Origin of the sequence: Thalassobaculum sp., assembly GCF_040219215.1 — a bacterium.
Taxonomy (GTDB): Bacteria; Pseudomonadota; Alphaproteobacteria; order Thalassobaculales; family Thalassobaculaceae; genus Thalassobaculum_A.
The window spans coordinates 546,007-567,408 of the sequence record NZ_JAVJSX010000008.1; the positions used below are offsets into that span (position 1 = coordinate 546,007).

At 69.8% G+C, this 21,402-nt stretch carries 23 protein-coding genes; 10 read left to right on the forward strand and 13 right to left on the reverse strand.

Features of this window, described 5'->3' with window-relative positions:
- Nucleotides 1–212: 212 nt before the first annotated feature.
- Genes RIC54_RS08030 through RIC54_RS08055 form a run of 6 tightly spaced genes read left to right on the forward strand, consistent with a single transcriptional unit; the run spans nt 213 to nt 5,146 of the window.
- Nucleotides 213–1,226 carry an NADP-dependent oxidoreductase gene (locus RIC54_RS08030; protein WP_350086524.1) on the forward strand — a complete coding sequence of 338 codons (1,014 nt, stop codon included), beginning with the start codon at nt 213–215 and terminating at the stop codon, nt 1,224–1,226.
- Nucleotides 1,223–1,915, forward strand: coding sequence for a glutathione S-transferase family protein (locus tag RIC54_RS08035; RefSeq protein ID WP_350086527.1), 693 nt, complete (start codon nt 1,223–1,225; stop codon nt 1,913–1,915). The genes RIC54_RS08030 and RIC54_RS08035 overlap by 4 nt, the downstream gene beginning before the upstream one ends.
- Nucleotides 1,912–2,829: a 2-dehydro-3-deoxygalactonokinase gene (locus RIC54_RS08040; RefSeq protein ID WP_350086530.1), complete on the forward strand. Its 918-nt coding sequence runs from the start codon at nt 1,912–1,914 to the stop codon at nt 2,827–2,829. The genes RIC54_RS08035 and RIC54_RS08040 overlap by 4 nt, the downstream gene beginning before the upstream one ends.
- Nucleotides 2,826–3,467: a 2-dehydro-3-deoxy-6-phosphogalactonate aldolase gene (locus RIC54_RS08045; protein ID WP_350086533.1), complete on the forward strand. Its 642-nt coding sequence runs from the start codon at nt 2,826–2,828 to the stop codon at nt 3,465–3,467. Before RIC54_RS08040 ends, RIC54_RS08045 begins: the two co-directional genes overlap by 4 nt.
- 24 nt (nt 3,468–3,491) lie before the next feature.
- A complete protein-coding gene (locus tag RIC54_RS08050) occupies nt 3,492–4,403 on the forward strand; it encodes an NAD(P)-dependent oxidoreductase (protein WP_350086536.1) in 912 nt (303 codons plus the stop codon).
- 23 nt (nt 4,404–4,426) lie between these two features.
- A complete protein-coding gene (locus tag RIC54_RS08055; RefSeq protein ID WP_350086539.1) occupies nt 4,427–5,146 on the forward strand; it encodes a MarC family protein in 720 nt (239 codons plus the stop codon).
- Here RIC54_RS08055 and RIC54_RS08060 read toward each other — a convergent pair.
- Nucleotides 5,073–6,239, reverse strand: coding sequence for a M20 aminoacylase family protein (locus tag RIC54_RS08060; RefSeq protein ID WP_350150918.1), 1,167 nt, complete (start codon nt 6,237–6,239; stop codon nt 5,073–5,075). The genes RIC54_RS08055 and RIC54_RS08060 overlap by 74 nt on opposite strands.
- A 37-nt stretch (nt 6,240–6,276) precedes the next feature.
- Nucleotides 6,277–7,437: a M20 aminoacylase family protein gene (locus RIC54_RS08065; protein ID WP_350150920.1), complete on the reverse strand. Its 1,161-nt coding sequence runs from the start codon at nt 7,435–7,437 to the stop codon at nt 6,277–6,279.
- 84 nt (nt 7,438–7,521) lie between these two features.
- On the opposite strand from RIC54_RS08065, the gene RIC54_RS08070 reads away from it, so the two are divergent.
- Nucleotides 7,522–8,070 carry a GNAT family N-acetyltransferase gene (locus RIC54_RS08070; protein WP_350086548.1) on the forward strand — a complete coding sequence of 183 codons (549 nt, stop codon included), beginning with the start codon at nt 7,522–7,524 and terminating at the stop codon, nt 8,068–8,070.
- Between the two features lie 135 nt (nt 8,071–8,205).
- Here RIC54_RS08070 and RIC54_RS08075 read toward each other — a convergent pair whose 3' ends face one another.
- Both RIC54_RS08075 and cobA read right to left on the reverse strand, forming a co-directional pair.
- Nucleotides 8,206–9,540 carry a cobyrinic acid a,c-diamide synthase CobB gene (locus RIC54_RS08075; protein WP_350086551.1) on the reverse strand — a complete coding sequence of 445 codons (1,335 nt, stop codon included), beginning with the start codon at nt 9,538–9,540 and terminating at the stop codon, nt 8,206–8,208.
- Entirely contained in the window at nt 9,537–10,376 is an 840-nt protein-coding gene (gene cobA / locus RIC54_RS08080) for a uroporphyrinogen-III C-methyltransferase (protein WP_350086554.1), read from the reverse strand. The genes RIC54_RS08075 and cobA overlap by 4 nt, the downstream gene beginning before the upstream one ends.
- A gap of 70 nt (nt 10,377–10,446) precedes the next feature.
- Here cobA and RIC54_RS08085 point away from each other — a divergent pair, with 70 nt between their 5' ends.
- From RIC54_RS08085 to RIC54_RS08095, 3 genes are read left to right on the forward strand one after another with little or no spacing between them, the layout of a single operon-like run.
- Entirely contained in the window at nt 10,447–11,535 is a 1,089-nt protein-coding gene (locus RIC54_RS08085; RefSeq protein WP_350086557.1) for a cobalt-precorrin-5B (C(1))-methyltransferase, read from the forward strand.
- A complete protein-coding gene (locus RIC54_RS08090; protein ID WP_350086560.1) occupies nt 11,528–12,316 on the forward strand; it encodes a cobalt-precorrin-6A reductase in 789 nt (262 codons plus the stop codon). Before RIC54_RS08085 ends, RIC54_RS08090 begins: the two co-directional genes overlap by 8 nt.
- Nucleotides 12,313–12,726, forward strand: coding sequence for a VOC family protein (locus RIC54_RS08095; RefSeq protein ID WP_350086563.1), 414 nt, complete (start codon nt 12,313–12,315; stop codon nt 12,724–12,726). The genes RIC54_RS08090 and RIC54_RS08095 overlap by 4 nt, the downstream gene beginning before the upstream one ends.
- 66 nt (nt 12,727–12,792) lie before the next feature.
- Here RIC54_RS08095 and RIC54_RS08100 read toward each other — a convergent pair whose 3' ends face one another.
- The 9 genes from RIC54_RS08100 to RIC54_RS08140 form a co-directional block, all read right to left on the reverse strand.
- Nucleotides 12,793–13,323, reverse strand: a complete 531-nt coding sequence (locus RIC54_RS08100) for a GNAT family N-acetyltransferase (RefSeq protein WP_350086566.1) — start codon at nt 13,321–13,323, stop codon at nt 12,793–12,795.
- Between the two features lie 124 nt (nt 13,324–13,447).
- Complete coding sequence (locus RIC54_RS08105) at nt 13,448–14,596, reverse strand: amidohydrolase (RefSeq protein WP_350086569.1); 1,149 nt, start codon at nt 14,594–14,596, stop codon at nt 13,448–13,450.
- A 55-nt stretch (nt 14,597–14,651) separates the two neighbouring features.
- The gene (locus RIC54_RS08110; RefSeq protein WP_350086572.1) at nt 14,652–15,089 is read right to left on the reverse strand and encodes a GNAT family N-acetyltransferase; all 438 of its coding nucleotides are present in this window, start codon (nt 15,087–15,089) and stop codon (nt 14,652–14,654) included.
- A 16-nt stretch (nt 15,090–15,105) separates the two neighbouring features.
- Nucleotides 15,106–15,876 (reverse strand): precorrin-4 C(11)-methyltransferase, encoded by a 771-nt coding sequence (cobM, locus tag RIC54_RS08115; protein ID WP_350086575.1) that lies wholly within the window; start codon nt 15,874–15,876, stop codon nt 15,106–15,108.
- On the reverse strand, nt 15,873–17,672 hold the full coding sequence (cobJ, locus tag RIC54_RS08120) for a precorrin-3B C(17)-methyltransferase (protein WP_350086578.1): 1,800 nt from the start codon (nt 17,670–17,672) through the stop codon (nt 15,873–15,875). The genes cobM and cobJ overlap by 4 nt, the downstream gene beginning before the upstream one ends.
- A complete protein-coding gene (cobI, locus tag RIC54_RS08125) occupies nt 17,669–18,373 on the reverse strand; it encodes a precorrin-2 C(20)-methyltransferase (RefSeq protein ID WP_350086581.1) in 705 nt (234 codons plus the stop codon). Before cobI ends, cobJ begins: the two co-directional genes overlap by 4 nt.
- Nucleotides 18,373–19,605, reverse strand: a complete 1,233-nt coding sequence (cbiE, locus tag RIC54_RS08130) for a precorrin-6y C5,15-methyltransferase (decarboxylating) subunit CbiE (protein ID WP_350150923.1) — start codon at nt 19,603–19,605, stop codon at nt 18,373–18,375. The genes cobI and cbiE overlap by 1 nt, the downstream gene beginning before the upstream one ends.
- 2 nt (nt 19,606–19,607) lie before the next feature.
- Nucleotides 19,608–20,234 (reverse strand): precorrin-8X methylmutase, encoded by a 627-nt coding sequence (locus RIC54_RS08135; protein WP_350086587.1) that lies wholly within the window; start codon nt 20,232–20,234, stop codon nt 19,608–19,610.
- A gap of 8 nt (nt 20,235–20,242) precedes the next feature.
- Nucleotides 20,243–21,322, reverse strand: a complete 1,080-nt coding sequence (locus RIC54_RS08140; RefSeq protein WP_350086590.1) for a sirohydrochlorin chelatase — start codon at nt 21,320–21,322, stop codon at nt 20,243–20,245.
- Nucleotides 21,323–21,402: the final 80 nt, after the last annotated feature.

The window sequence follows — 21,402 nt, forward strand, 5'->3', positions numbered from 1 at the left end:
AGGACGCCGGGGCCGCGGGCGCGGGCCGACAGGTCGCCGCGAGCGTCGCAAGGGGGGCGGAGGGTGTCAAGTTGGCTGAGGCGAAGCGCATCGGTCGCCTTTCGGCAACGCAACCGGCGTGTCACGGGCTTTCGCAGGCTGGATGCGGGGGCTGGCCTCGCAGGCGGTGGTGGTTATGATCCTGGCGGTGAGCGTGACCAGGGGGCGGTACAGTGGATGACAATCTTGAGGTGCTGCTGCGAGGCCGACCGGCTCCGTCGGTGACGGCCGAGCTGTTCGAGCCGGTGCCGGCGCCAATGCCGACCGTCGGCTCGGGGCAATTCCTGATTCGTGTGATCTGGCTGTCGCTGGAGCCGGCGATGCGCGGGTGGATCGCCGAGGCCGCCAACTACTCCACGCCAGTACCGTTGGGCGCGCCGATGACCGGATTCACGGTCGGTGAAGTCATCGAGTCGCGTCATGCCGGGTACCCGGTCGGCACCATCGTGCAGGGCCGGCAGGGCTGGCGGCGTTTTGCGGTGTCCGACGGATCGGACATCGACCGCGTGGTCGACCCGGCGCTGGCGCCGATCTCCACGGCCCTGTCGGTCCTGGGGATCAACGGCGCCACCGCCTATGTCGGGCTGGTTGAGCTCTGTAACCCGAAGGCGGGTGAGACCGTGGTGGTGACGACCGCGGCGGGCGCGGTCGGCTCGATGGTCGGGCAGATCGCGAAGGCGCTGGGCTGTCGCGCCGTCGGGGTCGCCGGCGGTCCGGACAAGGTGCACGCGTGCCTTGAGGAATTCGGTTTCGACGCGGCGATAGACTACAAGGCGACTCCGGACCTAGGATCGGCGCTGGACACCGCCTGTCCCGACGGTGTCGACTGCTTTTTCGACAATGTCGGCGCGGAACAGTTCGACTGTGTGATGAATCGGATCAACATTGGCGCACGGATCGCGATATGCGGTACCATCGGAATGCCATCGTTTCCGCTTCCGGTCGGGCCGCGCCCAAACCGGCAACTGCTGATCAAGCGAGCTCGGATGCAGGGTTTTCTGATCCTCGATCATTTCGACCGCTACGCTGGCATTATCGAACACTTGGCCGAGTGGTATCGTGCCGGCCGGTTCCGCTGGCGCGAGGACGTGACCGACGGGCTTGAGAACGCCGGCGGCGCGCTGGTCCGTTTGCTCGCCGGCCGCAACACCGGCAAGGCGCTGGTCCGTGTGGGAGTCGATCCGTGAGTGTGCTGCCTGTCCTTTACGAACGAGCCGGCATGGACGGCCTCTGCCCAAGTCCGGTGTGCTGGCGTGCCCGTATCGCCCTGGCTCTCAAGGGCATAACGGTGGAGCGTCGGCCGATGCGGTTCGCCGACGTCGATCAACTGGCCGAGATCACCGGCAGCCGCACCGTGCCGGTGCTGGCCATCGACGGGGCGATGTTCGCCACGTCCGACGCAATCGCCGCGCACCTCGACACGATGAGTTCGACCGGCCCTCGATTGATGGGCGATGGCGGCGCCAAGGGAGGCGCCGACCTGGAGCGCGAGTTGGGCAGCCGGATCGGTCCACTGGTCGCGGCCGACTTCCTGCGCCGACTTATGCCCGACGACCGGGCGTATTTTCAGGAGAGTCGGGAAGCACGGTACGGCAAGAGCTTCGACGAGCTCGAGTCGTTGCGGGGTGCCCTTGAACTGGACCTCGCCTTCTCGATCGGCCGGCTGGAGCCGACGCTCGACCAGCACCGCTATCTGGCTGGAGACGAGCCCGGCTGGGTCGACATCGTGGCCTACACCTACCTCCTGTGGATCGGCTTCGCGTCGCCTCGGTCGAAGCCCGAACTGGTCAATCCCGTCAGGACCTGGTTCGAGCGGCATGACGCGGATTGGCGGGCGTTGTGCATGGAGCCGTCGATCCCGGAACCCAATTCGTGACCATTGTCGCGGCCCTCGGTGTCGACTGGGGAACGTCATCATTTCGAGCCTACCGTCTGGATGCCGAAGGCCGTATCCTCGATGGTCGCCGCGCCGATGCCGGCATTCGGACCATTGACGACGGCGACTTTGACGGCGCATTCGAACAGCTGGTCGGCGACTGGTTGGATGCTGCCGCGGAGGTGCCGGTGGTGTTGTCCGGCATGATCGGCAGCCGGCAGGGTTGGCTGGAGGCGCCATATCTGGGGTGCCCGGCGGCGGTTGGCGATCTGGCTGGCGCGATGGTGCCGCTGGATCTGGCGCGAGGGCGCCGGGTGTACCTGGCACCGGGGCTGTCGACCCGTGGTGCCTCCGGGGTGCCCGACGTGATGCGCGGCGAGGAAGTGCAGATCCTGGGAGCGGTCGACCGACTTGGTGTCGAGCGGGCGACGGTCTGTCTGCCGGGCAGCCACTCGAAATGGGCACAGGTCGCCGATGCCCGGGTCATCGGCTTTGCAACCTACATGACCGGCGAAGCGTTCGAGGTTCTGCGCCGCCACACGATCCTGGGGCGGACCATCGACCACGCGGCCTGGGATGACGTGGCGTTTCTGGACGGTGTCGATCGATCCGGCGACCAGGGCGGGTTGTTGCAGCATCTGTTCGGCGTGCGGGCGGCGGGACTGTTCGGCGAGTTGGAACCGACGACGGCAGGCGCCTTCCTGTCCGGGCTGATCATCGGCCACGAGTTGCGTTCGGCCACCGCTTCGCACGATGGCAGCGTCGTTCACCTGATTGGTGAAGGCGGGCTGGTCGCGCTGTATGGGCAGGCGTTGCAGCGCATCGGCGTCGCGTCGCGTGAAGGTCCGACGGACGCTGCAGCGCGCGGCTTGCACCTGCTGGCGGCGCGCCTGAGGGAGCACCATCGACCATGACCACGTTGACACCCTGGATGGACCGGCTGCCCCTGGTGGCGATCCTGCGTGGCATCAACCCGGACGCCGCCGTGGCGGTTGGAGAAGCGCTGGTCGCGGCGGGGTTCGCGATCATCGAGGTGCCGTTGAACTCGCCGTCCCCGTTCGACAGCATCGAGCGGCTGGCCAAGGCACTGGGCGAACGGGCGCTGGTCGGTGCCGGTACCGTCATGTCCGGCGAGGCGGTCGAGCAGGTCGCGGCGGCCGGCGGCCGCCTGATCGTCATGCCGCACGCGGACACCGCGGTGATCCGTGCGACCAAGGCCGCGGGGCTGTTGTCGGTGCCGGGGTTTGCGACGGCGACCGAGGCGTTCGCGGCGCTTGATGCCGGCGCTGACGCGCTGAAGCTGTTTCCGGCCGAAGCCGCACCACCGCCGGTCCTCAAGGCGTTGCGCGCAGTGCTGCCGAAAGCGGTCCCGGTCCTGCCGGTCGGCGGTATCGTGCCGGAGAGCATGGCTGCGTACTGGGCGGCAGGGGCATCGGGGTTCGGACTCGGCTCGGCACTGTATAAGCCTGGAGATGCGCCTGATGCGGTGCTCCACAAGGCGACGGCATTCCGTCAGGCCTTTGAAGCCTTGCAGGGAACTGTGGCGGTTTGAACAGATGATCGGTCGGAGAACGGAATGCCGTCACCCCGCGTAGCCTTCCTCGGCATCGGCCTGATGGGTGCATCAATGGCATCCAACATTGCCCGGGCCGATCTGCCGACCACCGTGTGGAACCGCACACCCGAGAAGGCACAGCAGATGGCGGAGGCGGGCGTTCTGGTGGCAAACACAGCCGCAGAGGCGGTGGCGGACGCCGACGTGGTCTGCACCATGGTCACCAACGCCGAGGCGGTCGAGGAGATCCTGTTCGCGCGCCGGGTCGCCGAAGCGATGAAACCTCGTGCGATCTTCGTCGACATGAGTTCGATCCCACCAAAGGTCGAGAAGGTTCACGCCCAGCGCCTGGCGGGCATGGGTTTGCGCCACCTCGATGCGCCGGTGTCCGGCGGCACGCGGGGTGCCGCAGAGGCGAACCTTGCGATCATGGTCGGTGGCGACAAAGACACTTTCGTCGATGCCACACCGGTCCTGGCGGCCATGGGCCGTCCGACCCGGGTTGGACCTGACGGGGCCGGGCAACTGGCGAAGCTGTGCAACCAGGCGATCGTGGCGATCGGGGTCGGCGGCCTGTCCGAGGCCATGCTGCTGGCCGCCGCTGGTGGCGCCGACCCGACGTCGGTCCGCGAGGCGTTGCGCGGCGGGTTCTCCGAGAGCCGCATCCTGCACGAGCATGGCCAGCGGATCCTGGACCGCAACTGGATGCCGGGCGGTCAGGTCCGCAATATCCTGAAGGACCTGAACGCGCTGGTGGAAGCGGCGACGGATTGCGGGCTGGAACTGCCGTTCGTGAATCTCGCCCGATCGCTGTTCCAGTCGCTGCACGACCGTGGCGTCACCGGCTACGACCACACAGCGCTGCTGCTGGAGATCGAGCACCGCAACCCGCCGCACCGGGTTGGCGACAAGCCGGACATTGCGCCGCACTGAGCCAATCGCCGTGAGGAGAATTGATGGGTAATTGGTCTGAAGCCTCCAGGTTCGCGATCGAGCTGTTCACCATCACGGCACCGTTCGCATGCCTTCCGATGTTCATCGGCATGACCGAGCGGATGAGCATGCGTGGCCGCATCACGACAGCAACCGCCTCCGTGCTGACGATGATCGTCATTCTGTTGATCACTCAGTACGTCGGCACGGTTGTGATCACCGCGCTGGGGACCACGTTGCCGTCTTTCCAGATTGCCGGCGGACTGATCATTGCGATGGCCGGATTTGGCATGCTCCGTGGCGGTGCGGGCGACGCTGCCGATACCGAGGAGCATGGCGACACAGAGGCGGTGAAGGTCGGGGTGGTGCCGCTCGGAATTCCGCTGATGGCCGGACCCGGGACCATCACCGCAGTGGTTCTGGAGTCACAGCACGACCATGGGGACAATGGTTTCCTGACTGTCTCCATCATCATCATCGGCGTCGCCGCGTTGATGTGGGTGATCTACATGCTGGCGGTCCCGATTCGCCGTTGCTTGGGACGGATCGGGCTGAATGTCGTGACACAGGTCTTCGGTCTGGTCCTGACCGCCATCGGCGTCGAGATCATCGTCCGAGGGGATTCAGACGCACGTCACAAGCTTCATGAGCCTGAACTGACGGCTGCGATCAGCGGCGCGGCAGACGGTCCTCCACCAGCCGGGCCCAGAAACTGGCGCCGTGCGGCAGCAGGTCGTCGTTGAAGTCGTAGTCCGGATGGTGGACGCCGGCGGTGTCGCCGTTGCCGGCCCAGACATAGGCACCGGGCCGGACGTTCAGCATGTAGGAGAAATCCTCCGCGCCCATCATCGGCTTCGGCGCCCGGTCGACCCGATCCGGCCCGGCCAGGGCATCGGCTACCTTGGCGGCGACTTCGGCTTGTGCAGGGTCGTTGATGGTGGCCGGATAACCCTTCAGGTACTCCAGTTTTCCGGTGGCGCCGAAGGTGGCGCACACGCCATTGACGATCCGCTCGATCCGTTCCGGCAGGCTGGCCTGCACCGCCGGGTCGAACACCCGGCAGGTGCCGCGCAACTCGATGGTGTCGGGTACCACGTTGAAGGCATGGCCGGCGTTGAACTGGGTCACCGAGATCACCAGGGCGTCCTGGGCCTCGATGTTGCGCGAGGTGATGGTCTGCAACGCCATCACCAGATGCGCGCCAACCACCACCGGGTCGATGCCCTGGTCCGGCATGGCGGCGTGGCTGCCGCGGCCCTGGACGGTGATGATGAAGTTGTCGCGCGCCGCCATCATCGGCCCCGGCGAGACCGCGAAGCTGCCGACCGGGATGCCGGGGATGTTGTGCATGCCCCAGACCGTCTCGCACGGGAACCGGTCGAACATGCCTTCCTTCACCATCTGGTCGCCGCCCCCGAGGCCCTCCTCGGCGGGCGGGAAGATGAAATGCACGGTGCCGTCGAAGTTCCTGGTCTCCGCCAGGTACTTGGCGGCTCCCAGCAGCATGGTGGTGTGGCCGTCATGGCCGCAGGCGTGCATCACGCCGTCATTGGTCGAGCGGTGATCACGCGGACCTTCGCCGCGCTCCAGGATCGGCAGCGCGTCCATGTCGGCGCGCAGGCCGATGGTGCCGCCGCCGTTGCCGGATTTCAGCACGCCGACCAGCCCGGTGTCGGCGATTCCGCGGTGCACCTCGATGCCCCATTCCGCCAGCTTGGCCGCGACCACGTCGCTGGTACGGTTCTCCTTGAAGCCAAGTTCCGGGTGGGCGTGCAGGTCGCGCCGCCACTCGGTCATCTCGTCGGCGAATTCGGCGATGCGGTTGACGATCGGCATGATGCTCTCCTTTCGGGCGTGTGCAGGCCGGCCGGTGTCAGGCGCGCTTCAGTTCGCGCTCGACCAGGGTCGACCAGTAGCTGGCGCCGTGGGTCAGCAAGTCGTCGTTGAAATCGTACTCGGGGTGGTGGACCGCCGCGGTGTCGCCATTGCCGGCGAACACGTAGCAGCCGGGCACCGCGTTCAGCATGTAGGCGAAATCCTCCGAGCCCATCAGCGGCCGGCGGTCGCGCTGCACCCGCTCCTGCCCGGCCACCGATGTTGCCGCCTCGGCCGCCACCTTGGTCGGCTCGGCGGCGTTCATGGTGACGGGGAATACCTGATGGTAGTCGATCTCGGACGTCGCACCGTAGGTCGCGCACACCCCGTCGATGACCCGTTTGAATCGGTCCGGCAGCGAGGCATGGATCTCCGGGTCCAGGGTCCGGCACGTGCCGCGCAGGGTCACGCTGTCGGGAATGACGTTGAACGCCTCGCCGGCGTGGAACTCGGTGACCGACACGACCAGGGCGTCCTGGGCCTTGATGTTGCGGCTGACGATGGTCTGCAGCGCGATCACGACGCTGGAGCCGACCACCACCGGGTCGATGCCCTGGTGCGGCATGGCGGCGTGGCTGCCGCGGCCCTGGATGCGGATCTCAAAGGTGTCGCCGGCGGCCATCACCGGGCCCTCGACCACCGCGAACTCGCCGACCGGAATGCCCGGCATGTTGTGCATGCCGTAGACCCGCTCGCACGGGAACTGCTGGAACAGCCCTTCATCGACCATTCGCTTGGCGCCTCCCAGACCTTCCTCGGCCGGTTGGAAGATGAAGCGGATGGTGCCGTCGAAGTTCCGGGTCTCGGCCAGGTACTTGGCGGCACCCAGCAGCATGGTGGTGTGCCCGTCATGGCCGCAGGCGTGCATCACACCGTCATTGGTGGAGGCGTGCGGCTTGCCGGTGCGCTCCCTGATCGGCAGTGCGTCCATGTCGGCACGCAGGCCGACCGTCCGGCCGCCGGTGCCGGCCGTCAGCACCCCGACGACGCCGGTGCCGCCGAGGCCGCGGTGCACCTCGATCCCCCATTCCGCGAGCTTGGCCGCAACCACGTCGCTGGTACGGCTTTCCTGGAAGCCGAGTTCCGGATGGGCGTGCAGGTCGCGCCGCCATTCGGTCATCTCCGGGGCGAACTCGGCGATGCGATTGACGATGGGCATTGGGGGACTCCGGGTTGCAGACGGACAGGCAGCGGAGTATCGAGCGGGTGAAGCCCGACCGCAACCCGTGACCCCGCATGGCTGATGCGTGAGTCCCGGATACCGAGCATCGTAACCGACAGACTGACGCTGCGCGGCTTTTCGCCGACCGATCGCGATGCCTACGCGGCGATGCGCGGCGACCCGGATGTCGTGCGCTACCTGCCCGGCGGCGAGGCGCTGGTCGCGTTCGCCGAGCAGATCGCCGACTCGCGGATCGCGGCGTTCCGCGAGGCCTGGAGGCGCGGCTTTGGGGTCTGGGCGATCGAGGAGGCGGCGACCGGTGCCTTCGTCGGCCAGGCTGGCCTGGCGTCCATGGAGCGTTCGGCGGACGTCGAGGTGCTGTACGCCCTGGCCCGCCCGCACTGGGGGAAGGGCTTTGCACGGGAGGCGGCTGCGGCCGCCCTGCGGTTCGGCTTTGAGCGTGTCGGGCTCGATCGGATCGTCGCCTTCGTGGTGCCGGAGAACGGTGCGTCCGCGCGGGTGCTGGAGGCGGTGGGCCTGCGATCGACCGGGGAGACTGACTACAACGGCTTCACGGTCCAGGGATTTGCGATCGAGGCAGACGAATGGCGGGCGCGCAGCGGTAGCTAATCATAGAGATGACAACCTGACAGTCCGGCCCAAGCGACGCGAAGCGTCCGCTCAGGCAAATTGACGTTCTGTTCCCGTCGTGATCACGGGTTCGTGATACTGGTTAATTTTCCCCTTTTGTTCCTGACCCCCCGCTCACGTCCGGTCGATCAGGTGCAGATAGGATCCTAAGACGCGCCCGCGCTGCAGGCCTTGGAAGCCGAGGACTGTTCCGGCCGCATCTTCGACCTCGAACGGGCGATCGGCGGCGCCCTCGGTTCCGACGGTCGAATAGTGGAACTCATGACCGCGCAGGCATGTTCCGACCGGACCGAACGGGGTCTCGGTCCGTGTCGTGATCAGCCGGTAGCCGAGGTGCAGGCGGCGCGCGTCGAACCGGGTGGTGAGCGGCAGCAGGCCGGCCATCCGGTGGCTGGTACCGTCGGCATCCACCAGGACGTCGCCGAGCGCCATGAAGCCGCCGCACTCGCCGTGGACCCAGGCGCCGCGCCCGGCGGCGGCGCGGAGGCCGGCGCGGAACCGGTCGGCGGCGGCGAGCCTGCCAGCGTGCAGTTCAGGGTACCCGCCGGGCAGGAACACCGCGTCCGCATCCGGGGCGGGCGGTTCGTCCGCGAGCGGGGAGAAGAACGTCAACGTGGCGCCTGCGTTTCGCCACCCGTCCAGCAGATGCGGATACAGGAACGCGAACGCTTCGTCGCGCGCCACCGCGATCCGATTGCCGAGCGGCGGCAGGGGAGGCGCGCACGCGCCGCCGACCTGTGCGGGGCGGGCGATAGCCCGCACCCCGTCGAGATCGACATGCGTTTCGGCCAGGGCGACGATCCGGTGGAGCCAGTCCGCCAGGGCCGGGTCTTCGCCGGCCTGCACGAGGCCGAGATGGCGCGACGGCCGGTCGGTCGCCGCATCCCGTGGGACGGCGCCGACCACCGGCAGGCCCAGCGGGGCGAGGGCATGGCGCAGCAGGCCGGTGTGCCGGTCGCTGCCGACCCGGTTCAGGATCACGCCGGCCACCGGCACCGCCGGATCGAAGCTGCGGAAGCCGTGCACCAGGGCGGCGACCGACCCGGCCTGCCGGGCCGCATCGACCACCAGCAGGACCGGCCAGCCGGTGCGCCGCGCCAGCGCGGCCGTCGATCCGTCGTCAACCGCACCCGCCGTGGGCGCGCCGTCGAACAGGCCCATCACGCCCTCGACCACCACCAGGTCGGCATCGCCGCCGCGGTCGGCAACCAGCCCGTCCAGGCAGTCCGGTCGCATTGCCCAGCCGTCAAGGTTGATGGAGGAGCGTCCGGTGGCCGCTTCGTGGAAGCGGGGGTCGATGTAGTCCGGACCGACCTTGGCCGGAGCCACCTGAAGGCCGCGCCGGGTGAACGCCGCCATCAGCGCGGTGGCGACCGTGGTCTTGCCGGCGCCCGAGGATGGCGCCGCGACGATGAGGCCGGGCGCGGGCCTTGGGTACTGCGAGGTCACCCGGTTCGCCGCTCCCGACCGAGGCCGAGCGGGTCGGCCTCCAGCACGCGGCCCTCGGTCAACGCGCCCAGCCAGTCGAGGCCGGCACGCAGGCGGGCGACCGCGCCGACCACCACCACGCAGGGCGGCGCCATTCCGGCGGCCTCCGCATCGGCACTGGCCCCGGCCAGGGTGGTCTCCAGCACCCGCTGGTCCGGCAGGGCGGCGTTGGAGACGATGGCGACCGGGGTATCGGCCGCCTTGCCGCCGTCGATCAGCCGGTCGGCGATGGTCCCGAGGTGCTTCATTGCCATGTAGATCACCAGCACCGGCGCGCCCTTGGCCAGGGCGGCCCAGTCGACCCCGGCAACGTCGCCGGTTGCGTCATGGCCGGTGATGAAGGTGACGGCGTGGTTGGTGTCGCGGTGGGTGACCGGAATGCCGGCGTAGGCGAGGCCGCCGATCCCGGCGGTCACGCCCGGCACGATGCGGAACGGCACCTCGGCGGCCACCAGGCTCAACGCCTCCTCGCCGCCGCGGCCGAACACGAACGGGTCGCCGCCCTTCAGTCGCAGTACTCGCAGCCCCTGGCGCGCCAGTTGAACCAGCCGCAGCGAGATGTCGGCCTGCTTGGGCGACGGCTTGCCGCCGCGCTTGCCGGCGTATTCCAGGGTCGCCTCGGCCCGGGCGAGGCCCAGAACGCCGTCGCTGACCAGCGCGTCATAGACCACGACATCGGCGTTCTGCAGGGCGTGGAGCGCGTGCAGGGTCAGCAGGCCGGGGTCGCCGGGCCCGGCGCCGCACAGCCAGACATGGCCGGTCTGGAAGTCCGGCGGAGAATAGGGAGCGCGATTCATGGCGCTACCGTACCCGAGTGCGGCGTCGCGGGCCTAGTCCCGGGACGACCGGACGGGGTAGAAAACCGTCATGGCCCGTAAACCGGAAGGTCCGCTTCGGCGCGGTTGGACGACTGGCGCTTGTGCAACCGCCGCGACCAAGGCGGCGTACACCGCGTTGTTGACCGGCGCCTTCCCCGATCCGGTGTCGATCCGGCTGCCGAAGGGCGAGGCGCCGGCGTTCGTCCTGGCGCGCGAGCAACTGGCCGACGGCTGGGCAATGGCCGGCATCGTCAAGGACGCCGGCGACGATCCGGACGTCACCCACGGTGCGACCGTCATCGCCACGGTGCGGCGCGGCGTAGCCGGGTCAGGGGTGACATTCCGGGCCGGCGCGGGCGTCGGGACGGTCACGCTGCCCGGCCTGCCGATCCCGCCGGACCAGCCTGCGATCAACCCGGTGCCGCGCCGGATGATGACCGAGATCGTCGCCGAGGTGGCGGTGGCGCACGGCGATTTGGGCGATGTCGAGATCGAGGTGTCGATTCCCGGCGGCGAAGCGCTGGCGGCCAAGACCTGGAACCCCCGCCTCGGCATCGTCGGCGGGCTGTCGATTCTCGGCACCACCGGCGTCGTGGTGCCGTTCTCCTGCGCGTCGTGGATCCACTCGATCCACCGCGGCATCGACGTGGCGCGCGCCGCCGGGCTCGACCGGGTGGTCGGCTGCACCGGCTCAACCACCGAAGCGCTGGTGATGCAGCGCTATTCCCTGCCGGACATCGCCTATCTCGACATGGGCGATTTCGCCGGCGGGCTGCTGAAATACCTGCGTGCGCATCCGGTGCCGAACCTGACCCTGGCCGGCGGGTTCGGCAAGTTCTCCAAGCTGGCGCAGGGCCATCTCGACCTGCATTCCGGGCGCAGTCAGGTGGATCTTGACTGGCTGGCCGACCAACTCGTCGATCTCGGCGGCGATGCCGGTCTGGCGGCGGCGACCCGCAGCGCCAACACCGCCGCCGAGGTGCTGTCGCGCGCGGCCGATGCCGGCCTGCCGCTGGCCGGCCGGGTGGCAGCGCTGGCCCGGGCGACGGCGCTGGAGGCGCTGCGCGGCGCCCCGGTGGCCGTCGAGGTGCTGGTGGTCGACCGGCAGGGCGTGGTGGTCGGAGAAGCCGGTGGCTGAGCGCGTGCTGATCCTGGGCGGCACCGAGGAGGCGCGGCGGCTGGCGGCCGCGCTGGCGGAGGGTGGCATGTTCGAGCCGGTCACCGCCCTGGCGGGCCGCACGGTCGATCCGGCACCGGTCGCAGGCTCCGTGCGGGTCGGTGGGTTCGGCGGGCCGGAGGGGCTGGCCGAACACCTGCGCGCCGAAGGCTATGCGGCCCTGGTCGACGTCACCCACCCGTTCGCCCGGCAGATCTCGGCGCACGCCGCCGAGGCGGCGCGGGCGACTGGGGTGGCGCGCCTGGCGCTGGTCCGTCCGGGCTGGGTGGCCGGGGCCGGCGACCGCTGGCTCGAGGTTGGAGACGAGGCCGAGGCGGCTGCCGCCTTGGCGGGACTGGGGCTGCTCGATGGAACGTCGGTTTTCCTGGCGCTCGGCCGCCAGCGGATCATGGATTTCGCATCGGTCGCGGGCGTGCGCTTCCTGGTTCGCACCGTCGACCCGTTCGGGCCGCCTTGGCCCGGCTGCCGGGTGCTGGTCGGACGCGGCCCGTTCGACGCGGCGTCGGAGCGGGCGTTGCTGGAGCGCGAGGGTGTCGCTGCGATGGTCTGCCGAAACAGCGGCGGCGTCTCCGGTGCCGCGAAGCTGGTGGCGGCCCGTGCGCTCGAGGTGCCCGTCGTCATGATCCGTCGCCCCGCTCCACCGGACCTGCCGGTGGCGGCGAGCGTGGCCGAGGCTCTGGACTGGCTGGCTGTGACCGTGGGCAAGACGGGCCCGGCAGCGTTGGAGGAGAGACGATCATGAACGACCGGGATCAGAAAGCCGGCTCGGCATTCCGGGCCATCGGGGCGATCGACTACACGGTGATATTCGTGCGCGACATGGCGGCGATGCGCCGCTTCTACGAGGGCGTCCTCGGCTTCGCCCTGCTGCGCGAGCTGTCGGCGGGGTGGATCGAGTACCGGGTCGGCGCCAACACCCTGGCCCTGGCCACGCCGAGCCGCACCGCGGCCGACGCGCCGGTCCCGGCCGGCAGCGCCGCCCTTCAGCTGGCGTTCAAGGTGCCGGTCGCCGACGTCGACCGCTGCGCCAACGAACTGGCGCAGCATGGCATCACCCTGCTGTCACCGCCGACCGACCAGGCGTTCGGCCACCGCACCCTGTTCTTCCGCGACCCGGACGGCAATCTGCTGGAGATCTTTGCCGACATCTAGCGGGCGACGTCCGGCGGTGTGGGAGTGGGTAGCAGGACTGAAGGTGACCCCGAGCGGGCTTCTTCCTTAGCTGCCGTTCCATTCCAAGCGCGTCAACTCGTACCAGACCTCCCCGTGCTCGCTGCCTGGGAACGGGGCGGAGTTGAAGGAGACCGTGCGGGTGTATCTCATGCCGATCTTCTCCATCACGCGGCGCGAGCCCTGGTTCACCGCCATGGTGCATGCCACGATCTTGTCATAGCCTGCGGCGCTGAATCCCCAGTTTACGAGAGCCAGCCCCCCTTCCGTTCCGAACCCCCGACCCCATTCCTTCCGGCGTAGGCGATATCCGATCTCGGCTAGCGTCTGGCTCTCTGGAAACAAACAGAACCACCCGACGAACTCATCATTGATGGTTCGACGCGCCGTCCAAACGTGCTGCTCTGTTCCTCTCGGCATGAGAAACGTCACGTGCTTCGGGTCGGTCTTCTCATGGTCAACGGCGCCGCCGTTAAGAAAACGCATGACCTCTGGATCAAGCTCAAGGTCGATGAAGTCGGCGCGGTCTTCTGGGGAGCAAGGACTGAGCGTCAAATTCATCGTCTGCAACACGGCCATGTTCGAATTTCCACTGAAGCATTCGCAAGTGCCACTGAAAGTATCGAACAAATGAGATCGTGCGGTATCGAGAGTTCCGCGGCACGGCAGTGGCGGTCACAGTGAGCGCGCCCCGCTCCTGCTTCTAGCCCAGCAGATCGCGCAGGGTCCGCATGAACACCCGGGCGCCGATGCCGATCAGGTGGTCCGGGAAATCGTAGTCGGGGTTGTGCAGGCTGGGGTGGGTCTCGCCGGCGCCCAGGAAGAACATCGCCGACGGCGCGTGATCGCCGAAGCGGCCGAAATCCTCCGACGCCCGCAGCGGCGGAAAGCCGCGGTCGCACGGCACACCCTCGGCTTCGAGCGCGCGGTGCAGGTGACCGACCGCCGCCGGGGCGTTCTCGCAGTGCCTGAACACGTCGTGATAGTCGATCTCGACGCCCAGCCCGCAGTCACCGGCGGCCGATTCGGCCAGCTGCTCGGCCCTGGCGCGCAGGGCGTCCATGCGGGCGTCGGTCAGGGTCCGCAGCGTCGCCCAGACCTCGGCGTGCGCCGGGGCGATCCCGAACGCTGGCTCGCCCATCCGGGCGTGGGTCACGGTCACCATCGCGAAGGTGTCGTCGATCGGGCCGCCGCTGCCGAGCGCGGTCAGCGCCGGCATCAGGCCCGCCACCGCGTTCATCGGCGAGACACCGGTCTCCGGCATGGAGGCGTGGGCGGTCTTGCCGGCGAAGGTGACGCGCATGCCGCGCGACGCGCAGTTCACCGGCCCGTCGACCAGGGCGGCGTGGCCAAGCGGGATGCCGGGCAGGTTGTGCAGCGCGAACGCGAAGTCCGGCGCGATCTCGCGGAACTTCGGGTCGGCGGTGACCGCCGCCGCTCCGGAGCCGTCCTCCTCGGCCGGCTGGAACAGCAGCACCGCGCGGCCGCGCTGCGGACGCCGGCGCCCCAGGCCACGGGCCAGGGCGGCCAGGGTCGCCATGTGCCCGTCATGCCCGCACATGTGGCCCCGGCCGGCGATGGTGGAGCGGTGGGGGATGTCGGAGATCTCGGCGATCGGCAGGCCGTCGAGCTCGGCGCGGAATAGGACGGTCGGGCCGGGTTCCTCGCCTTCGTAGATCGCGGCGACCCCGTTGCCGCCGATCCCGGTGACGATCCGGTCGGCGCCGGTGGCCGCCACGAACGCCTGGACCGCTCGGGCGGTCTCCACTTCCGCGCCCGACAGCTCCGGCATCCGGTGCAGCTGCTGGCGCCACTCGGCCAGTTCGACCATGTCCTGGTTGGTCAGAAACATCGGGAACTCCGCGAAATGGTGTGGCGGCATTCTAGCAAATCCGGGCGGGTCGGGGTCACGCAATCAGCCGCTTGCGCAGCCGGACCGCGCCGCTCGGCTCCAGGCCGGCCTCCTGCCAGCCGTTGTCGCGATAGATCCGCTCGGCTCGGGTACCGGGCGAGGTGAGCAGCCAGGCGTGGCGGTGGCCGCGGCGCAGCAGGTCGTCGCAGCACTTGCGTAGCAGCGCCCGGCCGATGCCGCGGCCCTGGGCGTCGGGGTGGACGTAGACCGCCTCGACTTCGCCGCTCGATGGGTCGGCGGCGCCGAAGCCGTGCACGTCCCGGCCGTCCGACCACACCCAGACCCGGCCGTGCGCCAGGAATCGCGCCGCGGTCGCGGTGAACTGGGCCCAGTCGTCGCGGAAGCGGTGCTCGGAGACGGTCGTCCAGATCTCGAACAGCCGGGTCAGGTCGGCATGGGTCGCCCGGCGCAGCAGGCCCCTGCGTATCGGCATGGCGTGTCCAGGGTTGTCAGCCGGCGGTGCGCCGGACCGGCCGCAGGATATGGGCGTGGGCGCCGTCGTAAAGCGCGGAATCGCGAAATCCGTGGGCGTCGAGTGCGGGGCCGATCAGGATCAGCGCGGTTCGGGTGATCTTGGCGTCGCGGACCTGGGCAGAAATGCCTGACAGGGTGCCGCGCAGGATCTTCTGGTCCGGCCAGCCGACCCGGTAGGCGACGGCGACCGGGCAGTCGGCGCCGTAGTGCGGCTCCAGCACCCGGCGGACCTCGCGCAGGTTGCGGATCGACAGGTGGATGGCGAGCGTCGCTCTGGTGCGCGCCAGGTTCTCTAACTCCTCGCCCTGGGGCATCGGCGACGACTTCATCGCGGTGCGGGTCAGGATGATGGTCTGCGCCACCTCGGGTACCGTCAGTTCGGTGCCCAGCGCCGCGGCGGCGGCGGCGAAGGCCGGCACGCCCGGGGTGATGTCGTAGGGAATGCCGAGATCGCGCAGCCGACGGATCTGTTCGGCGATCGCACCGTAGATCGAGGGGTCGCCGGAGTGCACTCGGGCCACGTCCTGGCCGGCGGCGTGAGCATCGGCGATCAGCGCGATGATGTCGTCCAGCGTCAGCGGCGCGGTGTCGACCACGACGGCGTCGGCCGGGGCGTGGGCCACCACCGCCGCCGGCACCAGCGACCCGGCGTACAGGCACACCGGGCAGCGCGCGATCAGATCGCGGCCGCGAATGGTCAGCAGGTCCGGGTCGCCCGGCCCGGCGCCGATGAAATGCACGGTCATGATGCGTCCTTCTCGAGCAGGGCCGAACCCGGCTTTCCGGCATAGCCGCGCGGCGTGTAGACCCAGCAGCCGCCGTCGCTGCGCGGCACCGCCCGGGTGGTGGAGGATCCGACCAGCACCACCGTCAGCATGTCGACGGTTTCCGGATCGAGATCGGCGAGGGTGGTCACCGCGACCGTCTCCTCTGGCCGGCCCAGAGAGCGGGCCAGCACCACCGGCGTGTCGGCAGGGCGGTGGGCGGAAAGCGCAGCCTTGGCGGCGTGCAGTTGGGTGCGGCGGCGGCGCGACACCGGGTTGTAGAACGCGACGACGAAGTCGCCTTCGGCGGCGGCCTTGATGCGGCCCTCGATCGCGGCCCACGGGGTCAGCAGGTCGGACAGCGAGATCGTGCAGAAATCGTGGCCGAGGGGTGCGCCGATCCGGGCGGCGGCGGCCTGCAGCGCGGAAACACCGGGCGAGACCTGCACCGCCACCCGGCCCCAGTCGGCACGGTCGGTACGATCCAGAAGCTCGAACACCAGGGTCGCCATGGCGTAGATGCCGGGGTCACCGGACGACACCAGGGCGACCTTGCGGCCGGCCGCAGCCAGGTCTAGGGCGGCGCGGGCGCGGTCCTCTTCGGCACCCAGCGGGAACGGGTGGCGCGTCTTGTGGTGGGCGATCGGGCCGAGCAGGTCGAGGTACAGATCGTAGCCGACCAGATCGTCGGCGGCGGCCACCAGGGCGTCGACCTCCGGCGTGCGCCAGTCGGGCGTGCCCGGCCCGGTGCCGACAATGGCCAGCGAACCGCGCGGGTGGCCTGTGACGGTCGGGTCGATCGGGGCCGGCGCCTCGGCGACCGCGCAGGTGGCACGCGCGGATCGATGCTTCGGCACGACCAGGACGGCGTCCGATCCGGCGGCGGCCAGGGCCGCACCTTCCGACACGCCGTGGCAGCCGACTTCGCGGAACACCACGTCCGACGGGGTGGCGAGGCGCGGCGCCTCCGCCTCCAGCCGGGCGGCGTCGAAGAACCGGGCCGGTACGCCCAGCCGGGCGGCGGCCGTGTGGACGGCGGCCTCGTCGGACTTCAGGTCGAGGGAGACGACGCAGGCGATTGCTCCGGGTGCCAGATCGGCGTCGGCGAGGGTGGTCTGCACCAGGTTCCACAGCTCATCCGGATCGCAGCCGCGCTCGCAGCCGACGCCGAGGGCGAGGGTTGCCGGGTGGTAGACGAGGCGGCCGGGCTGATCCTCCGTGCGCCGGATCGTGGCGGCCAGGGTCACGGTGCCGTCCTCGGCGCGCGGGAAGGTGGCGTGGTCGAGCCAGGGCAGGCTGCCCTCGACCCGCGCCGAAGCACCGGCCAGCAGGGCGGCGGCGACCTCCTTGTGGCGCGCCGGGTTGACGAGCGTCCAGCCGGCCGGCGGCGCGTCCAGGGCGACCCCGAAACGCACGTCGCTGGCGGTGGTGATGGCGGCGGTGCCGCCCAGCGCGTCGGCGATCCGGCGGGCGAGGTCGTTGGCGCCGCGATGGCCACCCAGCAGCGGCACCACCGAGGATCCGTCCTCCGCCACCGCCAGCACCGGCGGCTCTTCCGCCTTGTCGGCGATCAGCGGGGCCAGCGCCCGGATGGCGATGCCCGACGCACCGACCAGCACGATCGGCCGTCCGGCCCGGAACGCCGCCCGCAGGGTCTCGGCAATCCCGAGTACCGGGTCGATGACGCGACCGCCGGTGGCTGCGGCGACGCTGGCTGCGGTGGCGTGGCCGGATGCGGTGACGGCGATCACATCGGCGCGCGTGGTGGGAAGGGTCACGACCAGGCCTCGCCGCGTCGGTGGATCAGGATGGTGGAAAAGTAAGGCGCGCCATCGGCCTCGACCGCGGCGAGCGGCAGGATGCGTTCGGTTCCCATGGTCGCGCGCTCCACGTACCGGGCACGGTCGGTCAGTCCCAGACGCTCGATCAGCGCGCGGACCCGCGGGAAGTGCCGGCCGACCTTGATGATCGCCGCCGCGTCGACGCCGTCGAGCCGAGCCGCCAGCACCGTGTCGTCGAGCGGGGCCGGCAGCACCACCAGCGTGTCGTTGCGGGCCGCCAGCGGGCTCCCCAGCCGGGCGGCGCACGCGGTCAGGGACGATACGCCCGGCACCACCACGATCCGGTGGCGCTCGGCCAGCCGCCCGAACAGGTACATGAACGAGCCGTAGAAGAACGGGTCGCCCTCGCAGAGCACGGCAACCGAACGGCCGGCGTCCAGCACGGCCCCAAGGCGCTCGGCGGCGGCGTCGTAGACCTCCTGCGCCGGGAACCGCTCGACCAGCATCGGCACGCGGATCGCGTACTCCTCGACGCCCGCCGGCAGGTGTTCGGCGACGATGGCGCGGGCCAGGCTGTCGCCATGCTCCAGCGCCGGGTAGGCGACCAGGTCGACGCTTCGCAGCAGCCGCAGCGCCTTCAGGGTGATCAGCTCCGGATCGCCGGGACCGACGCCGAGGCCATAGAGCGTGCCGGCCATCAGCCGTCTCCGTAGGGTTTGGCGAGGCGCCACTGGGTGACCGGCATCAGCGGCCGCCAGCCGTGGTAGGGGCCGACCGGCTCGGCACGTTCGACCGAGATCCGCACCAGCTCGCCACCGAGTTCGGCGTGCTTGGCCAGCAGCACCGCCTCGCTCTCCAGGGTCACGGTGTTGGCGACCAGCCGCCCGCCGGGACGCAGGGCCGTCCAGCATGCCTCGATCACGCCGGGGGTCGATGCGCCTCCGCCGACGAACACGGCATCGGGTGCTTCCAGTCCGGCCAGGGCATCCGGGGCTGTGCCGTCGACGATTGCCAGGGTGGGCGTGCCCAGACGCTCGGCGTTGGCGGCGATCAGCGCGCGGCGCTGCGGTTTCGGTTCGATGGCGATGGCCCGGTTCAGCGGGTCGGCGCGCATCCACTCGATGGCAATCGATCCGCAGCCGGCACCGACGTCCCACAGCAACTCGCCCGGGTGCGGCGCCAACGCCGCCAGGGTGATCGCCCGCACTTCGCGCTTGGTCATCTGACCGTCGTGGCGGAAGGCGTCGTCCGGCAGTCCGGGAATGGTGGCGAGCGGCCGGGCATCGGCACCGGCCCGGACCGTGACGGCAACGGTGTTCAGGTCGGCGCCGGCCGGGTGAGCCCAGGAACCGGCGATGCCGTCGATCCGGCGCTCGTCGGATCCGGCCATGTGTTCCAGTACGGTGATGGCGCTCGCGCCGAAACCACGCTCGGCCAGGCGAGCGGCGACGGTGGCCGGCGTCGCGGCGTTCTCCGACAGCAGGATCAGACGGGCGCCGGGCTGCAGGTGGGGTTCCAGCAGCGCCAACGGCCGGCCGTGCAGGGTCAGCAGCCTGGTTGTGTGCTCCGGCCAGCCCAGCCGGGCGCACACCAGGGTGCGGGCCGACGCCGCCGGCACCACCACCATCTCCTCGAACGACAGGCGCCGGGCCAGGGTGGTGCCGATGCCGAAGCAGAACGGGTCGCCGGTCGCCAGTACGCACACCCGGCTCGGCTTGAGGTTTTCGATGGTCTCGACCAGGGCCCTGAGGGGCGTGGGCCAGGGAATCCGTCGCCGCGTGTCGCCGGGCGGCAGCATCGCCAGGTGACGGTCGCCGCCGACCAGCACTTCCGCCTGGTCGAGAAGCGCGCGGGCGCTCGGCGACAAGACCACAAACCCATCCTCACCAACACCAATCACCGAAAGCCACGGGGATGTCTGGGTGTTCATCGTCACACTCCCTCGCGGGCCAGCGCGTTGACGGCGGCTGACGCCATGGCGCTGCCTCCGCGCCGGCCGAGCAGGGTCAGGTACGGCAGGTCGGTTGCGGCCAGCGCCGCCTTGGACTCCGCCGCGCCGACGAACCCGACCGGGAAGCCCAGGATCACCGCCGGACGCGGAGCGCCGTCGGCCAGCAGTTCCAGCAGCCGGAACAGCGCGGTCGGGGCATTGCCGATCGCCACCACGGCACCGTCCAGATGCGGGACCCACAGATCGACGGCGACCGCCGACCGGGTCAGTCCGGCCTCGATCGCCATGCCCGGCACACGGGGATCGTTGAGGGTGCAGACCACCTGGTTGTCGGCCGGCAGTCGAGCCCGGGTGACGCCGGCTTCCACCATGCGGGCGTCGACCAGGACCGGCGCGCCCGCAGCCAGGGCGGTCTGCCCGGCGGTTACCGCACCCGCGGCGAAGCGCAGATCGGGCGCGATCTCGACCATCCCGCAGGCGTGGATCAGCCGGGTCGCGACCCCCCGTTCGGCGGCATCGAAACGACCGAGCCCGGCTTCCGCCTGGACGATCTCGAAAGACCGCCGGGTGATCTCGGCCGGGTCGGTGATCCAGTCTCGGACGGTCATGCCGCCGCTCACTTGCCGGTCTTGTCGAGCCGGTAACCGGTTTTCAGGGTGCTCGGCCCGAGCTTGTGGTTGGCGTGCGGATAGGGGTGGTGGTGATGCCCGTGGTCATGTCCATGCGAGTGATCGTGGTCATGGTCGTGGCTATGCGAGTGTTCGTGACTGTGCCCATGACCGTGCGAGTGATCATGGTCGTGGTGGTGATGGTGCCCGCCGCCGCCGATGCCCTCGACGTGGTGGTGGTGGCTCTCCTGGGGCAGGCCGACCTCGGCCTCGAAGCCCAGCACCTGCTCGCGGTACTTGCACATCTGGCAGTTCATGTTGCCGGTGCCCTCCAGCGCCTCCTCGATCCGCGCCTCGAAGGTCCGCAGCACCATCTCGTGGTCGTTCAGGTAGGGCGCCTTCACGAACTCGATGTCGGGATGGCGCGCCGCCACCGTGTCGGTCAGGTCGTAGATCCGCTGCACCAGCACGCCGGTGAACAGGAAGTACGGGAACACCACGATGCGCTTGAAGCCAAGGCGGGTGGCGTGCTCAAGCCCCGGTTCGACCAGTGGGAAGGTGACGCCGGAATAGCAGGTCTCGCCCCAACCGAAGCCCTTGCCCTCCCACAACAACCGCATGACCTTGGCGACGTTGGAGTTGGCGTCGGGGTCGCTGGCACCGCGGCCGACCACCATCAGCAGGGTGTCTTCGCGCGAAATGTGATCGCCGGCGGCGGCCACCGCCTCGTCGATCCGGTCGCCGGCGGCCTGCAGCATCCTGGTGTCGATGCCGAGTTCGCGTCCGTAGCGGATCGACATGCCCGGGTTCTGGGCGGCGTAGGTGTTGAGTACCGACGGAATGTCGTTCTTGGCGTGGCCGGCGGCGAACAGCATGCCGGGCACCGCGAGCACGTCCGTCACTCCCTCGGCGCGCAGCGCGTCCAGGCCGTTGCGGATGATCGGGGTGGCGAACTCCAGGTAGCCGTAGTCGACCGGGTAGCGGCCGGCCAGCCGTTCCTTCAGGCGCTGGGCGATCGCCCCGAACTGGTCGACTGCGTCCTGGTCGCGGCTGCCATGGCCACAGATCATCACACCGAGCTTGCTCATTTCCATCCCTCCGACCGCGGACAACGCGCCGGCGGGATGCAGTTCGGGACTTCCGACGGCATCACCCGGTACTGGTTGTC

Bases quoted from the DNA above. Each gene is read 5' to 3' on its own strand.
- RIC54_RS08045 (WP_350086533.1), top strand. From the start codon at position 2,826: ATGACCACGTTGACACCCTGGATGGACCGGCTGCCCCTGGTGGCGATC.
- RIC54_RS08050 (WP_350086536.1), top strand. From the start codon at position 3,492: ATGCCGTCACCCCGCGTAGCCTTCCTCGGCATCGGCCTGATGGGTGCA.
- RIC54_RS08055 (WP_350086539.1), top strand. From the start codon at position 4,427: ATGGGTAATTGGTCTGAAGCCTCCAGGTTCGCGATCGAGCTGTTCACC.
- RIC54_RS08060 (WP_350150918.1), bottom strand. From the start codon at position 6,239: ATGCCGATCGTCAACCGCATCGCCGAATTCGCCGACGAGATGACCGAG.
- RIC54_RS08065 (WP_350150920.1), bottom strand. From the start codon at position 7,437: ATGCCCATCGTCAATCGCATCGCCGAGTTCGCCCCGGAGATGACCGAA.
- RIC54_RS08070 (WP_350086548.1), top strand. From the start codon at position 7,522: ATGCGTGAGTCCCGGATACCGAGCATCGTAACCGACAGACTGACGCTG.
- cobA (WP_350086554.1), bottom strand. From the start codon at position 10,376: ATGAATCGCGCTCCCTATTCTCCGCCGGACTTCCAGACCGGCCATGTC.
- RIC54_RS08085 (WP_350086557.1), top strand. From the start codon at position 10,447: ATGGCCCGTAAACCGGAAGGTCCGCTTCGGCGCGGTTGGACGACTGGC.
- RIC54_RS08095 (WP_350086563.1), top strand. From the start codon at position 12,313: ATGAACGACCGGGATCAGAAAGCCGGCTCGGCATTCCGGGCCATCGGG.
- RIC54_RS08100 (WP_350086566.1), bottom strand. From the start codon at position 13,323: ATGGCCGTGTTGCAGACGATGAATTTGACGCTCAGTCCTTGCTCCCCA.
- RIC54_RS08105 (WP_350086569.1), bottom strand. From the start codon at position 14,596: ATGTTTCTGACCAACCAGGACATGGTCGAACTGGCCGAGTGGCGCCAG.
- RIC54_RS08110 (WP_350086572.1), bottom strand. From the start codon at position 15,089: ATGCCGATACGCAGGGGCCTGCTGCGCCGGGCGACCCATGCCGACCTG.
- cobM (WP_350086575.1), bottom strand. From the start codon at position 15,876: ATGACCGTGCATTTCATCGGCGCCGGGCCGGGCGACCCGGACCTGCTG.
- cobI (WP_350086581.1), bottom strand. From the start codon at position 18,373: ATGGCCGGCACGCTCTATGGCCTCGGCGTCGGTCCCGGCGATCCGGAG.
- cbiE (WP_350150923.1), bottom strand. From the start codon at position 19,605: ATGAACACCCAGACATCCCCGTGGCTTTCGGTGATTGGTGTTGGTGAG.
- RIC54_RS08135 (WP_350086587.1), bottom strand. From the start codon at position 20,234: ATGACCGTCCGAGACTGGATCACCGACCCGGCCGAGATCACCCGGCGG.
- RIC54_RS08140 (WP_350086590.1), bottom strand. From the start codon at position 21,322: ATGAGCAAGCTCGGTGTGATGATCTGTGGCCATGGCAGCCGCGACCAG.